Raw genomic sequence first — 14,102 nt, forward strand, 5'->3', positions numbered from 1 at the left:
GAGAGTCACGCCCAAACCATAGGAAAACATCATGAACATCCGATCTTTCCTGCCGTGGGGCTCCGCGGCGGGCCGAAAGCCTCTGCCCGAGAAGAAGGCGGCGTCCGGCTTCCTGTCGCTTGCCGCGCAAGGGCAGGCGAGCTGGACGGGACGCTCCTATGCGGCGCTGTCGCGCGAGGGCTTCATGAAGAACCCGGTGGCACATCGTTGCGTGCGGCTGGTGGCGGAGGCGGCCGCCTGCGTGCCCTGGCTGGTCTACGAGGGCGACCGGGAACGGGCGGAGCATCCGGCCGCGGGGCTGATCAGGCAGCCGAACGGGCGGATGAGCGGGCCTGATTTCTTCGAGACGCTCTACGGTCATCTGCTGCTTTCGGGCAATGCCTATATCGAGCCGCTCGCCGTGGGCGGGGCGTTGCGGGAACTGCATCTGCTAAGGCCCGACCGGATCAGCGTGATCGAGGGCCCCGACGGATGGCCGGAAGCCTACGAATACCGGGCCGGCGGTTCGGTTCGCCGCTTTGCGGCGGAGACCGACGGGCCGGGGCTCCTGCATCTGAAGCTGTTTCATCCGCTTGACGATCACCTGGGCTTTCCGCCGCTTGCGGCGGCGCAGGTCGCTCTCGATCTTTCCAATGCGGCGGCGACCTGGAACAAGGCGCTGCTCGACAATTCCGCCCGGCCTTCGGGCGCGCTGGTCTATCAGCCGAAGGAGGGCGGCAATCTTTCGCCCGACCAGTACGAACGGCTGCGCCAGGAACTGGACCAGGGCTATTCCGGCCCGATGCGCGCTGGCCGGCCGCTGCTGCTCGAGGGCGGTCTCGACTGGAAGGCGATGGGGCTTTCGCCGAAGGACATGGACTTCGTCGAGGCGCGCAATGGCGCGGCCCGCGACATCGCGCTCGCCTTCGGCGTGCCGCCGATGCTGCTCGGCATTCCGGGCGACAACACCTATGCGAACTACCAGGAGGCGAACCGCGCCTTCTATCGTCTCACCGTGTTGCCGATGCTGACGCGCACCGCCGCCTCGCTTTCGGCGTGGCTGGCATCGGCTTACGGCGATGCACTGCGGCTGGAGCCGGACCTCGACAAGGTGGCGGGGCTTTCGGCCGAGCGCGGGGAACTGTGGGCGCGGGTGGGAAGCGCGAGCTTCCTGACGGATGAGGAGAAGCGGGAGGCGGTGGGGTATTGAGGCTGGGCCAGATGGCCCCCTCATCCGCCTGCCGGCACCTTCTCCCCGGCGGGGAGAAGGGATATGCCGCGGCGTCTCGGGTCCTTCTTCTCCCCTCGGGGAGAAGGTGCCCGATAGGGCGGATGAGGGGGTATCCGGCACGACGTGTGTTATGTGGACGACATCCAGATGGATTTTCAGATCAGTGGCTTCGATGTCCGCCAAGCTGATTCAACGTCTCAAGCGCCTGACGCGATCTTCAAAGATCCCCCGGCAAGCGATTCAAAGGATTCGGTGAAATGTCGCGGCGGGCGCGCTGTGCGCGGTCGCGCGCCGCGTTCGTCAGCGCATCCTTACACAGGAGAGTTCAACAATGGCTGACTTTTCCAATGAAGGCGGGCTCTGGATGAGCCGTGCGCTGGGGGCGTCGGCGGGAGCGGCGGTGTCGCTGGTCTATCTCCTGCCGAAGAGCAGGCGGGAGGCGGCAAGCCGGTTTTTCTCGGGGCTTTCCTGCGGGCTGATCTTTGGCGGGCCGACCGGTCTCTGGCTCATGGAGCGGCTGGGGCTGGCCGACATGCTTTCGGCTTCCGAAGTGATGCTTTCGGGATCGGCGGCGGCGAGCCTCTGCGCCTGGTGGGCGCTAGGCATTCTGGCGCGGGTGGCGGAGCGGTGGAAGGGGAGCGAATAGGGAGTAGCGAATAGCGAATAGCGAATAGTTGGGCCGCGGCCCTTGTTGGCAGCGTTCGCAGCTTACTCTCATTCGCTATTCGCTATTCGCTATTCGCCTGCAGCCAAGCTTTTCTAAAACAATCAGGAGCATTCAACCATGAACGTATCGCTCGTTCGGGCAGGCTCGCCCGTGGGCGCGGACACGCGCAAATTCGCCAACCTGGAACTGCGCGGGCTGAAGCGCGACGGGACGTTTTCCGGCTATGCCAGCGTCTTCGGCGAAGTCGATCTCGGCAAGGATCAAGTCGAGCGCGGCGCGTTCCGCAAGTCGCTGGCCGAGCGTGGGCCGCAGGGCGTGCGCATGCTTTTCCAGCATGATCCGTCCGAGCCGATCGGCGCCTGGAAGACGATCCGCGAGGATAGCCGCGGGCTCTTCGTCGAGGGCGTGCTCGCCGACGGCGTGGCACGGGCCCGCGAGGTGCATCAGCTGATCAAGAACGGCGCGCTCGACGGGCTCTCGATCGGCTTCCGGACGGTGAGGGCCAGGACCGATGCGAAAAGCGGCGTGCGGCGCATTTTCGAGGCGGACCTCTGGGAGATCTCGGTGGTGACCTTCCCGATGCTGCCTTCGGCGCGCGTGCAGAACATCAAGAATGCGCGGTGGTTCCGCGACAAGGAGACCGAGCTCGTCCGCGCCATGCGCCGGGCGGCTAGGGCGATGCTGACCGAAACCTTCAGATAGGATTGTTTCATGACGGATATGACTGCAAAGACGGCGCCGGAGATCAAGGCGGTGCCGGAGACGATGACGGCTGCCTTCGACGACTTCATGGAGGCCTTCGAGGCCTTCAAGGAAACCAATGACCGGCGCCTCGGCGAGATCGAGGAGAAGCTGACGGCAGACGTCGTCACACGCGAGAAGATGGACCGCATCAACCGCGCGATGGACGAGCAGAAGAAGGTGCTCGACCAGCTGGCGCTGAAGAAGGCGCGGCCTCCGCTCGGGCGCTCAGGGGCCGGTGGCGTCGAGGCCGCCGAGCACAAGGCGGCCTTCGAGAACTACATCCGCCGCGGCGACGAGGCGGGTTTGCGCGAGATCGAGGCAAAGGCGATGTCGGTGGGCACCGGCGCCGATGGCGGTTACCTCGTGCCGCCGGAGACGGACACGGAAATCGGCCGCAGGCTTTCGGTCGTCTCGCCGATCCGGGCGCTGGCGACGGTACGCCAGGTTTCCGGCTCGGTGCTGAAGAAGCCGTTCTCGACCGCGGGCATGGCTTGCGGCTGGGTGGCGGAGACGGCGACGCGGCCGCAGACGAATACGGCACAGCTTGCCGAGCTTTCCTTCCCGACCATGGAGCTCTATGCGATGCCGGCCGCTACGCAGGCGCTGCTCGATGACGCCGCCGTCGATATCGAGGCCTGGATTTCGAGCGAGGTGGATACGGTCTTTGCCGAGCAGGAAGGCGCGGCCTTCGTTTCCGGCGAAGACACCAACAAGCCGAAGGGTTTCCTGAGCTATACCGCGGTGGCCGACAGCGACTGGAGCTGGGGCAATCTCGGCTATATCGCGACCGGCGCTGCAGGTGCGTTTGCGGCGAGCGGCGCATCCGACGTGCTGGTCGATACGATCTATGCGCTGAAGGCCGGTCACCGGCAGAACGCCAACTTCGTGATGAACCGCAAGACGCAGGCTTCCGTCCGCAAGCTGAAGGACGCCGAAGGGCGTTATCTCTGGCAGCCGCCGGCAAGTGCTGGCGAAGCGGCGACCTTGCTGGGCTTCCCGGTTGTCGAGGCCGAGGACATGCCGGACATTGCGGCGAACGCGCTGTCGATCGCTTTCGGCGACTTCCGTGCCGGCTATCTCGTGGTCGACCGCACAGGCGTGCGGGTGCTGCGCGATCCCTATTCCGCCAAGCCCTATGTGCTCTTCTATACGACCAAGCGTGTTGGCGGCGGGGTGCAGAACTTCGAGGCGATCAAGCTGGTGAAGTTTGCGGTGAGCTGATGGGGCGAGCCAATAGCCAATAGCGAATAGGGGCCCCCTCATCCGACCCTTCGGGCCACCTTCTCCCCGAGGGGAGAAGGGAACGGAGACGTTGCGGCATATCCCTTCTCCCAGGCGGGGAGAAGGTGCCGGCAGGCGGATGAGGGGGCGGCTTGCTCCGCGGCTGAATAGTTTTTCAAGGGAAATTTCCATGACCTATGCATTGACCGCTCCGCCGCTGGCGGAGGCGCTGACGCTTGCCGATGTGAAGGTGCATCTGCGGCTGGACGGGAACGAGGAGGATGCGCTTCTGACCTCGCTGATCCGGGTGGCGCGCGAGCATCTGGAGCGCGTGACCGGGCTCTGCCTGATGACGCAGGGCTGGCGGCTTTATCTTGATTCAGTTCCTGAAGAGGGCGGGATTCAGATTGCCAAAGGACCGGTGCAAGCCATTGAAGGCGTGACGCTTTACGATGCGAGTGGCGAAGAGGTGTCGCTGCCGCTGACGGGGCATATGCTCGATGGCAATGCGCGGCCGGCGCGCCTGGTCCTGAATCAGAACGTCAATTTCGGCCGGGCCATCAACGGCATCGAAATCGACTTTTCCGCAGGCTTCGGCGAGAGCGGCGCGGATGTGCCCGATGTGTTGAAACGGGCGATGCTGATGCATGTGGCGCAGATGTTCGCCTTCCGCGGTGCGGTAGCAGTCGCGGACCAGCCGGCGGATATTCCGGCTGGCTACGACCGGCTGATCGCGCCCTTTCTGATGCGGAGGCTTTGATGCGATCGGTCTTCTTCGATCCAGGGCAGATGACGGCGCGGCTGGAGCTCGAGCGGCCCGTCGCAACACCGGACGGGCAGGGCGGCGCTGCGGTCTCCTACGAGGCCGTTGCCGCTCTTTGGGCGCGCGTCGAGCCTCTCGGTGAAGTGCGCGAGGAGCGGGCGGGGGCGGATGTGTTCACCCTGACGCATCGCATCTGGCTGCCGTTTCGAAGCGACCTGCAGGCTGGTATGCGGCTTCGCAAAGGCTCGCGGATCTTTGCGATCGGCGCCTGGCGCGATCCGGATGAAACGGCACGCTATATCGTCTGCCTCTGCGAGGAGGCGGGCTGATGAAGGCGCTTGCGGCAATCACGCTGCCGGATCTCGCGGCAGTGCTGGCGAGGATTGCGCGCGAAGGCGCGCGGACGGAGAAACGCGAACGGGAGGCGGATGATGAGCGCGGCAAATGAACTGCTGGCGGCGATCCATGCGCGGCTTTCGGGCGACGCCGGGCTTGCGGGCTTGATCGGCGAAGACGGCATCCGCGACCGGCTGGTGACGGGCAGGAGGCTGCCGTGCATCGTCATCGGCGAGATGACGAGCAGCAATTATTCGACCGCCAGCGAGGCGGGCGAGGAGCATCTGCTGGTGCTGGAAATCTGGTGCGAGGCGGGCGGGCGCAAGCAGGCGCAGGAGATTGCCGGGATCGTGCACGCGTTGCTCGACGATGCGGCGCTGACGCTTGCCGGGCATCACCTCGTCGGCCTGCAGCACCGGCTGACGCGGACGCGGCGGGAGGCGAAGACGAAGCTGCATGCGGCGGAGATGCGATTCAGGGCTGTGACGGAACCGGGATAAGTATCTCGCGACGCGGCGGAGGCAGCATTTCGGGATTGTTGGTAGGCGCCTTCGGGTGCCCTTTTCTTTTTGGAAGGTGGGAAAATGGTGGCGCAGAAGGGCAAGGATCTGCTCTTGAAGATCCATAACGGCACGGCTTACGAGACGGTGGCGGGCTTGCGCTCCAAGCGCCTCGCCTTCAATGCAGAAACGGTCGACGCGACCGATGCGGAAAGCGCAGGACGCTGGCGTGAATTGCTGGGCGGAGCAGGCGTGCAGCGCGCCTCGATTTCCGGCGCGGGCATCTTCAAGGACGCCAGCTCGGACGCGCTGGTGAGGAGTGCCTTCTTCAATGCATCGATCCTGAACTGGCAGATCGTCATTCCGGATTTTGGGACGGTGACCGGGCCGTTCCAGGCGACCGCGCTCGAATATTCCGGCCAGCACAACGGCGAGGTCATGTTCGAGCTGGCGCTGGAATCTGCGGGCGCGCTGGCCTTTGGGGCGCTCTGATGCGGGCGGCGGGAGCAAGGGCAAACCGCCGGCGGGGCGAAATCGAGGCCATGGTTGACGGCGAGCGGCGGATCCTCTGCCTGACGCTTGGGGCGCTTTCGGAGCTTGAGACGGCGTTTGCGGCCGACAATCTCGCGGGACTGGCGGAGCGCTTTTCGGCCGGGCGGCTGAAGGCCGAGGACATGATCCGCATCATCGGCGCCGGGCTTCGCGGCGGCGGCAATCTCTATTCGGATCAGGACGTGGCGGAAGCGAGCGTCGAGGGCGGAATCGCCGGATACGCGGCGATCGTCGGCGAGCTTCTGACGGCGACATTCGCAGGACCCGAAACCGGGGCGGAAACGACCTCCCTCCGCCCCCTCTAGCCGCAGCAGGCAGCAAGACCGCGCGGGACGCTCAGCCGTTTCCGTGGGCGCGTGTTCTGCATATCGGCCTCTGCCTGCTGCGGCTTCCTCCCGAGGCTTTCTGGGCCATGACACCCGCTGAGTTTCATGCGGCCGCGGGCGGGCTTGCGCCGCGGACGGCGGTGCTTTCCCGGGCTGGACTGGTGGGGATGATGGAGAGGTTTCCGGATAGACCCTTCTCCCCAGCGGGGAGGAGGTGCCCGGAGGGCGGATGAGGGAGCGGCGCCTTCTGCGGGTCGCTTGCCTTCGCTTTTCGCTCATGCATTCGCGGCGTTGCCGCTCACCCCCTCATCGCCTCGCTGCGCTCCGGCACTTCTCCCCGCTGGGGAGAAGAGGCAAGTGGCGGCGATCTGGCCCAACGGAGAACTTTTATGGAAGACGACGAGACGGACCTCGCGGCGATGGCGGGGCAGGCGGAGGAATTGCGCCGGGCACTCGATGATCTGGAGGGGCGGTCGCGCTCGTTCGGGTCGGCGCTCTCAGGTGCACTGAGAAGTGCTGTCAGCGGCGGCAAGGGGCTTGAGGATGTCTTGCGCAGCCTTGGCAACCGGCTGGCGGATATTACGCTTTCGGCCGGCATGAAGCCGCTGGAGAATTTGATCGGCGGAACGGTGTCGGGGATGTTCGGCGGGGGCGGCAAGATATTGCCCTTCGCCGACGGCGGGGTGGTTTCGGCGCCGACCTATTTTCCGATGGGCGGCGACATGGGGCTGATGGGCGAGGCGGGAAGCGAGGCGATCCTGCCGCTGAAGCGCGGGCCGGACGGCGCGCTCGGCGTTGCCGCTGCAGGCGGGGGCGGGGCGCAGATCATCTTCAACGTGACGGCGACCGATGCGCAGAGCTTCCAGAAGAGCGAGGCGCAGATCGCCGCGATGCTGGCGCGCACGGCGCTGCGCGGCCAGCGGAATTTGTGAGGCGGGCATGGGTGGATTTCATGAGGTGCGCTTTCCGCTGCGGCTTTCGCTTTCGACGAGCGGCGGACCGGTGCGGCGGACCGATATCGTCAATCTCTCGAACGGCCGGGAAAGCCGCAACAGCCGTTGGCGGGATGCCAGGCGCAGTTACGATGCCGGTTCGGGCATTCGGTCGATCGGCGACCTCTACGAGGTGCTGGCGTTTTTCGAGGCACGGAGCGGCGAACTTTACGGTTTCAGGTTCCGCGATCCGATCGACTGGAAATCGGGGCGGCCGGATGAGCCGGTGACGGCGCTCGATCAGGCGATCGGGATTGGAGACGGCACCAACGCGAGTTTCCAGCTGGCCAAGACCTATGGCGATGCGGCGGCGAGCACCGTGCGGCAGATTGCCAAGCCGGTGGCCGGGACCGTCGTCGTTGCAGTCAACGGGGCGGTGAAGCCGCCTTCGGCCTTCGCCTGCGATGCCGCGACGGGGATCGTAACGTTTGCGGCCGGACATATTCCGGCAAACGGGGCCAGTGTTACGGCAGGCTTCGAATTCGACGTGCCGGTGCGCTTTGCGACAGGCCGGATCGACGTGAACCTGACGGCTTTCAACGCCGGGCGCATTCCGGCCATTCCGCTGACGGAGATTTTGCCATGAGGACGATCGATGCGGCGCTCAAGGCGCATCTCGATGGCGATGCCACGACCGTTTGCCATGCCTGGCGGGTCACACGACGCGACGGTGCCGTGCTGGGCTTTACCGAGCACGATCGCGATCTCGGCTTCGACGGAACGGCATTCCTGGCGGCGAGCGGCTTTTCCGCAAGCGCCACCGAGGAAGGTGCTGGCCTGCCCGCGGCAACGAGCGAAGTCGCAGGCGGATTTTCGAGCGAGGCGATCAGCGAGGTTGACCTGCAGCGTGGGCTTTATGACGCCGCACGGGTCGAGGTGTTTCTCGTCAACTGGGCGGCACCCGAGCAGCATCTGCTCTTGAAAGTGCAAGAGATCGGCGAGGTGACGCGCGACTCAAGCCAGTTCCGGGCGGAGCTCAGGAGTTTTGCGCATCGGCTGAACCAGCCGCAAGGGCGGCTCTACAGCCGGCGCTGCGACGCGACGCTCGGTGACGGACGCTGCGGGATCGACCTGACGCAGAGTCAATTCGGGAGGGAAGGTTCCGTAGAGTCAATCGTCGACGCAACGCGGCTTGTGCTCTCCGGAGTCAGCGCCTTTCCGGACGGCTTCTTTCATCATGGCGTTGCGACTTTCCTCGATGGCGTGAATGCCGGAGAGACGATGGATATCGAGGTGCATTCGGTAGCGGGCGTGAGCGTTGAGCTGACGCTGTGGCTGCCGATGGCGCGGGCGCCCGAAGCGGGCGATCGCGTGCGCCTGACGGCGGGGTGCGACAAGACGTTTGGCACCTGCCGGGCGAAATTCTCCAACCAGCAAAATTTCCGGGGCTTTCCGCATATGCCGGGCGCCGACTTTGCCTATACCTATGCGGACGGCGAAAGCGTCCATGACGGGAGCGCGCTGTTCAAATGACGACGATGAGCGAAAGAGCCCTGGCCGCGGCCGAGGGGTGGATTGGCACGCCCTACCGGCACCAGGCTTCGGCGAAGGTGATCGGCTGCGATTGCCTTGGATTGATCCGCGGCGTCTGGCGGGAGCTCTATGGCGAAGAGCCCGAACTGCCGCCGCCCTATGCCCGTGCCTGGGCGGAGCGAAGCGGCAAGGATCGGTTGATGGATGCCGCACTCCGGCATTTCGGCGAGGCTTTGCCGGCGGACGAAGCGCAGCCGGGCGACCTGCTGCTCTTTCGCTGGCGGCCGGATATGGCGGCGAAGCATGCGGGCATCTTCGCCGGCGAGAAGAGCTTCATCCATGCCTACGAGCAGGCGGCGGTGATCCGCTCGGCGCTGGTGCCGAGCTGGCGGCGGCGGATTGCGGCGGTGTTCCGGTTCCCGGAGGTTGTACCGCAACTTGAAAGATGACCTGCTTGCGAGTATGTTTCAGGAGTGGTGAGCGGGGAGGCAACCCCGCCCACCGTTTGCTTAGCTTAGGAATCTGACCCGGATGGCTATGGACCAGCCCGTCCGGGTTTTCCTTGCACTAAGCGTGATACTTAGTGGCAAGAACCACATCGCATCACCTCCTTGATCGAGAGCAAGGCCTTTGCCGAGGCTGGAGAGGCCCATCCTCTCCAGCGCGCCGGCTGGTCTCGGCGCTTGCTGCTTCTGCTCCCGATCGCTGTACCTTAACACAATCATTGCGCGAATAATCAAACGCCATCCTCGCGGATGTGCGATGTTTTCGTGCGCGAGGTTTCGATGGCTACACTTCTTCTTCAGGCGGCCGGGGCAGCGCTGGGCAGCGTTTTCGGGCCGGTGGGCGCGATCATCGGCAGGGCGGCGGGGGCGCTGGCGGGCAATGCAGTCGATCGGGCGCTGATCGGCGGCGGGACGACAGTGCGCGGGTCGCGGCTTTCGACCGCGCGGATCCCCGGCGCCGACGAGGGAACGGCGATCAACCGCGTCTACGGCGCGGCTAGGATCGGCGGGACGATGATTTGGGCGACGCGCTTCGAGGAGGAGGTGACGAGCGAGCGGACAGGCGGAAAGTCGTCCTCGGGGCCGCGGGTGGAGACCTTCCGCTATTTCGCCAATTTTGCCGTCGGGCTTTGCGAGGGACCGGTTGCGAGCGTCCGGAGGGTGTGGGTGGATGGCAAGGAGCTTGACCTGACGAAGGTCGAGATGCGGTTCTATCCCGGCGATGGCGAGCAATTGCCGGATCCGCTGATCGAGGCGAAGCAAGGTGCGGGCATCGCGCCTGCCTATCGGGGGCTGGCCTATGTCGTTTTCGAACGTCTGCCGCTCGACAATTATGGCAACCGCATTCCGCTGATGCAGTTCGAAGTGGTGCGGCCGATCGGAAGGCTGGAAGAGCAGGTCAGGGCGATCTGCATCACGCCGGGCGCAACCGAGCATGGCTATCGGACGGTGGCGGTTTCGGAGAAGACCGGTGCGGGCAGTGCGCGTGTGATCAACCGCAATATCCTGCAGGGGCCGACGGACTGGGTGGTCTCGGTCGACGAACTGATGGCGGTCTGCCCCAATGTCGAGGGGGTGGCGCTGGTGGTGTCGTGGTTCGGAACCGATCTCAGGGCAGGGAACTGCCGGATCGTCCCGGGCGTCGAAGTGCGCTCCAGGAACAACGAAAGCAGCCCCTGGTCGGTGTCGGGTGTCTCGCGCGCCGAAGCCTATCTCGTGAGCCGGCTAGATGGCGGGCCGGCTTATGGCGGGACGCCGGACGACGCGAGCGTGGTTTCGGCGATTGCCGACCTGAAGGCGCGGGGATTGAAGGTCTTCCTCTATCCCTTCGTGATGATGGACATCGGCGAGGGGAGTTCGCTGCCCGATCCCTATGGCGGTACGGGCCAGGCGGCCTATCCCTGGCGCGGGCGCCTGACCTGCGATCCGGCGATCGGGCAGAGCGGCGCAGCGGACAAAACAGCAGTGGCACGCGGCCAGATAGAGGCATTCTGCGGTTCGGCGCAGGCTGGGCATTTCAGCGTCTCCGGGCAGCGCGTGACCTATGGCGGTGAGGAAAGCTACCGGCGGTTCATTTTGCACTATGCGCAGCTCGCCAAGGCGGCGGGTGGCGTCGAGGGCTTCATCATCGGCTCGGAGATGCGTGGGCTGACCCAGGTGCGCGACGAAACAGGCGCGTTTCCCTTTGTGAATGCGCTTTCGGCACTGGCCTTTGATGTGAAGGCGCTCCTGCCTTCGACGAAGCTCACCTATGCGGCCGATTGGAGCGAGTATTTTGGGTACCACCCGCAGGATGGTAGCGGGGATGTCTACTTCAATCTCGATCCGCTCTGGGCCGCGGATGCAATCGACGCCATCGGCATCGACAACTACATGCCTCTTTCTGATTGGCGGGACGATGATCTTGCGCAAGCCAATCCTGACGGGATGCGGACCGCCGATGACCCTGCCGGTTTGATGGCCGGGATCGAAAGCGGCGAGGATTTCGATTGGTATTACGCGAGCGAGGCGGCTCGCAAGGCGAGGGTCCGTTCGCCGATCAGCGACGGGCTTGCGGGCAAGCCTTGGGTGTTCCGCTACAAGGATATCGAGGGCTGGTGGGCGAACCGGCATTACGAGCGCGTCGGTGGTGTGGAGAAGGCGAGCCCGACCGCCTGGCTGGCACGAAGCAAGCCGGTCTGGTTCACGGAGCTCGGATGCGGCGCGGTGGACAAGGGCGGCAATCAGCCCAATGTCTTTGCCGATCCGAAATCCGCAGAAAGTGCAGCACCCTACTTCTCCAACCGGATGCGCTCCGATGCGATGCAGCGGCGGTTCCTGGAGGCGCATCACGACTGGTGGAGCGGCAGCGGCGCGCCGGACAGCATGGTCGATCCCGGACATCTGTTTCTCTGGTCCTGGGATGCAAGGCCCTATCCGGCATTTCCGCAGAATGCCGCAACCTGGACCGATGGGCCGAATTGGCGAACGGGGCACTGGCTGAACGGGCGTCTGGGGAGCGGCACGCTTGCGGATGTGATCGCGACGGTCCTTCGCGATCATGTCTTCGAGGATTTCGACGTTTCGGAAGTCTCCGGCGATCTGACGGGCTATGTGCAGGGCGATCTGACGTCGGCGCGAAACCTCATCGAGCCGCTGCTGGAAACGTTCCAGATAGATGCCTTAGAAGATGGCGGGTTGCTTCGCTTTCGCTCCCGGGGGAAAGCAAGCCTTCCAGCGATGGCGGCGCCGGTGCTTGCCGATCTCGAGGAGCGCCCGCTGTGGCAGGAGACCCGCGGCCACGATAGCGACTTTGCCGCCGAAGCGGTGGTGACCTTCTACAATCCGGACCTTGACTACGAGCAGGCCGGCGTGCGGTCGCACCGAACGCAATCGGCGACCAACAGGGTATTGAAGAGCGATCTTCCGGCAGTGGTCGCCGAGCAGACGGCATTGGCTGCGGCCGAGGGGCTGCTGCGTGACAACCGTATCGGGCGCCGCTCCATTCGCTTCGCGCTGCCGCCACACGATCTGCGGTTTCAGCCGGGCGATGTGGTGACGTTGCCGGATGGGCCGCAAGGCCGTTTCCTCATCTCGCGTATCGAGGATGGCGAGGTCCGGGAGGTCGAAGCGCGCGAGTTTTCACCGTCTGCAGGCAGCGCACCGGCAGAAGAGATGGGCGGCAAGCAGAATGGCGGGCAGCCGTCGAGCCTTTTCGCGCCGGTCGTTCACCTGATGGACCTGCCGCGCTTCGAGAGCGGCGAGGCGGCGAGCTTCGCACGGGGGGCGGTTTTTGCGCGGCCGTGGCGCACTATCGGGCTGTCCTCTTCGGTGAGCGAAGAGGGTTATCGCGGCCGGGCGCTGATCGAGAGGCCGGCGAAGGTTGGGACGCTCGCCGGGCCGCTTTCGGCGGGCGTGCGCGGGCGGTTCGACTGGTCGAAGACGGTCGAGGTCGATCTCGCGTCCGGCGAACTGTCTTCGGCATCGGCGGTCTCCGTTCTGAACGGCGGGAACCTGATCGCTGTGCTGTCCGGCAATGGCGCCTGGGAGGTTCTGGCATTTCAGCAGGCAGAGGAGATCTCGGCGGGACGCTGGCGGCTTGGAGGCTTGCTTCGCGCTCTGGCAGGAACCGACGATGCGATGGATGCCGGGGCGGAGGACGGCGCGGCGGTGGTCGTGCTTGATAGCGCGGTGGTACCGCTTTCGCTCGGCAGCGAGGAGATCGGGCTGCGGCTGAACTGGATCGCCGAAGCGGCGGGGACCCCGGGCAAGGCAGGGCCGTTCCCCTTCGAGGGCGGTATGCGGGCGGAGACGCCCCTGTCACCCGTCCATGTCCGCGCGCGTCGTGATGGCGCCGGGGCGGCCGTTTTTTCCTGGGTGAGACGGGGACGAATCGATGCCGATAACTGGATGGCAGCCGACATCCCGCTCGACGAGCCGTTCGAGCGCTATCGCGTGGAAATGCTGAGCGGAGACGTGGTGAAGCGGCAGGCCGATGTCACCGCGGCCACCTGGACTTACCTACAGGCGGATGAACTTGCCGATTTCGGCAGCCTGCAGACGGCATTGACGATACGCGTCCGGCAGATGGGACAGCGGATGCCGCTGGGCCTGCCGGCCATGGCGACGGTTGATTTCTGATTTTCAACGCAAGGAGCTAGCGATGGATGATTTGAAGCATTGGTATCATTCGAAGACGATCTGGGGTGCGCTGATTTCCGTTGGTGCCTCCATGCTGCATGCGACGGGTTTCGAGGTTACAGCCGGCGATCAGGGGCAGATCGTCGATTCAATCGTGAGCATAGCCGGAGCGGTGGGCGGCCTGCTGGCGGTCTACGGCCGACTGACGGCCACCTCGGCGATTCGACAGCCTGCCGGCTGACACATTTCATCGCGGAAAGTGCATCTGCCGCTTTCCGCCTTTATCTCGTTTTGGATGTGAATGCGCAGGAATATACGCCTTAAGATTGCAGTAACTCCCCGGAACTGGGGCATTCATTTGCCATTCAGGTCATCTGAGTACATAGTCGGGACCAGGTTGGATCTATGTTGGAAGCACTGCACATGGCCTCTTTGAGCGTCGTAGCTTTAGCCGCCGGGCTGGCGGTATCGGCGCCCTCACCGGATTTTTCACGCAGCATCGTCGTGCGCGTAGCAGGCGATTGCAGCGCAGCGGCTGAACAGGTTGTAGAACAGACCGGCGGGCAGCTTCTTTCCGTACAGCCGTCCGGCAACACGTGCATCATCACCGTTCTCGTGCAGGGCAACGGGCAGCGTCCACGCAAGGTAACCGTAAGGGTTCCGATGTAGGCGGAATTGGCCTATGTAACACCA

General features: G+C 64.8%; 17 protein-coding genes. All 17 read left to right on the forward strand.

All coding sequences use genetic code 11. From position 1 onward, the window contains the following. Nucleotides 1–31: 31 nt before the first annotated feature. The 17 genes from HGP14_RS05650 to HGP14_RS05730 all read left to right on the forward strand — a co-directional run bounded on the left by HGP14_RS05650 (nt 32) and on the right by HGP14_RS05730 (nt 14,078). Nucleotides 32–1,189, forward strand: a complete 1,158-nt coding sequence (locus HGP14_RS05650; protein WP_168828887.1) for a phage portal protein — start codon at nt 32–34, stop codon at nt 1,187–1,189. Nucleotides 1,190–1,541: 352 nt separating this feature from the next. Beyond that, nucleotides 1,542–1,856: a DUF6107 family protein gene (locus HGP14_RS05655; protein WP_168828888.1), complete on the forward strand. Its 315-nt coding sequence runs from the start codon at nt 1,542–1,544 to the stop codon at nt 1,854–1,856. A 138-nt stretch (nt 1,857–1,994) separates the two neighbouring features. Then, entirely contained in the window at nt 1,995–2,579 is a 585-nt protein-coding gene (locus HGP14_RS05660) for an HK97 family phage prohead protease (RefSeq protein WP_168828889.1), read from the forward strand. A 9-nt stretch (nt 2,580–2,588) separates the two neighbouring features. Beyond that, complete coding sequence (locus HGP14_RS05665; protein ID WP_168828890.1) at nt 2,589–3,842, forward strand: phage major capsid protein; 1,254 nt, start codon at nt 2,589–2,591, stop codon at nt 3,840–3,842. A gap of 190 nt (nt 3,843–4,032) precedes the next feature. After that, the gene (locus tag HGP14_RS05670) at nt 4,033–4,602 is read left to right on the forward strand and encodes a head-tail connector protein (RefSeq protein WP_168828891.1); all 570 of its coding nucleotides are present in this window, start codon (nt 4,033–4,035) and stop codon (nt 4,600–4,602) included. After that, nucleotides 4,602–4,934: a phage head closure protein gene (locus HGP14_RS05675; protein WP_168828892.1), complete on the forward strand. Its 333-nt coding sequence runs from the start codon at nt 4,602–4,604 to the stop codon at nt 4,932–4,934. The genes HGP14_RS05670 and HGP14_RS05675 overlap by 1 nt, the downstream gene beginning before the upstream one ends. 102 nt (nt 4,935–5,036) lie before the next feature. Beyond that, a complete protein-coding gene (locus tag HGP14_RS05680; RefSeq protein ID WP_168828893.1) occupies nt 5,037–5,441 on the forward strand; it encodes a DUF3168 domain-containing protein in 405 nt (134 codons plus the stop codon). An 84-nt stretch (nt 5,442–5,525) separates the two neighbouring features. Further along, nucleotides 5,526–5,933 carry a phage major tail protein, TP901-1 family gene (locus HGP14_RS05685; protein ID WP_168828894.1) on the forward strand — a complete coding sequence of 136 codons (408 nt, stop codon included), beginning with the start codon at nt 5,526–5,528 and terminating at the stop codon, nt 5,931–5,933. Then, nucleotides 5,933–6,298 carry a gene transfer agent family protein gene (locus HGP14_RS05690; protein ID WP_168828895.1) on the forward strand — a complete coding sequence of 122 codons (366 nt, stop codon included), beginning with the start codon at nt 5,933–5,935 and terminating at the stop codon, nt 6,296–6,298. The genes HGP14_RS05685 and HGP14_RS05690 overlap by 1 nt, the downstream gene beginning before the upstream one ends. Nucleotides 6,299–6,375: 77 nt before the next feature. After that, complete coding sequence (locus HGP14_RS36620) at nt 6,376–6,552, forward strand: phage tail assembly chaperone (RefSeq protein ID WP_246704397.1); 177 nt, start codon at nt 6,376–6,378, stop codon at nt 6,550–6,552. Between the two features lie 156 nt (nt 6,553–6,708). Continuing rightward, nucleotides 6,709–7,251: a phage tail tape measure protein gene (locus HGP14_RS05700; RefSeq protein WP_168828896.1), complete on the forward strand. Its 543-nt coding sequence runs from the start codon at nt 6,709–6,711 to the stop codon at nt 7,249–7,251. Nucleotides 7,252–7,258: 7 nt separating this feature from the next. Next, complete coding sequence (locus HGP14_RS05705; RefSeq protein ID WP_168828897.1) at nt 7,259–7,897, forward strand: DUF2460 domain-containing protein; 639 nt, start codon at nt 7,259–7,261, stop codon at nt 7,895–7,897. Next, nucleotides 7,894–8,784 carry a DUF2163 domain-containing protein gene (locus HGP14_RS05710; RefSeq protein WP_168828898.1) on the forward strand — a complete coding sequence of 297 codons (891 nt, stop codon included), beginning with the start codon at nt 7,894–7,896 and terminating at the stop codon, nt 8,782–8,784. Before HGP14_RS05705 ends, HGP14_RS05710 begins: the two co-directional genes overlap by 4 nt. Beyond that, nucleotides 8,781–9,233, forward strand: coding sequence for an NlpC/P60 family protein (locus HGP14_RS05715; RefSeq protein WP_168828899.1), 453 nt, complete (start codon nt 8,781–8,783; stop codon nt 9,231–9,233). Before HGP14_RS05710 ends, HGP14_RS05715 begins: the two co-directional genes overlap by 4 nt. Nucleotides 9,234–9,569: 336 nt before the next feature. Further along, on the forward strand, nt 9,570–13,409 hold the full coding sequence (locus HGP14_RS05720) for a glycoside hydrolase/phage tail family protein (RefSeq protein WP_168828900.1): 3,840 nt from the start codon (nt 9,570–9,572) through the stop codon (nt 13,407–13,409). A 22-nt stretch (nt 13,410–13,431) separates the two neighbouring features. After that, nucleotides 13,432–13,650: an iron-containing alcohol dehydrogenase family protein gene (locus HGP14_RS05725; protein WP_168828901.1), complete on the forward strand. Its 219-nt coding sequence runs from the start codon at nt 13,432–13,434 to the stop codon at nt 13,648–13,650. Between the two features lie 182 nt (nt 13,651–13,832). Then, entirely contained in the window at nt 13,833–14,078 is a 246-nt protein-coding gene (locus tag HGP14_RS05730; protein WP_168828902.1) for a hypothetical protein, read from the forward strand. Nucleotides 14,079–14,102: the final 24 nt, after the last annotated feature.

Source organism: Rhizobium sp. P32RR-XVIII (assembly GCF_012641395.1).
In the GTDB taxonomy this organism is placed as follows: Bacteria; Pseudomonadota; Alphaproteobacteria; order Rhizobiales; family Rhizobiaceae; genus Rhizobium.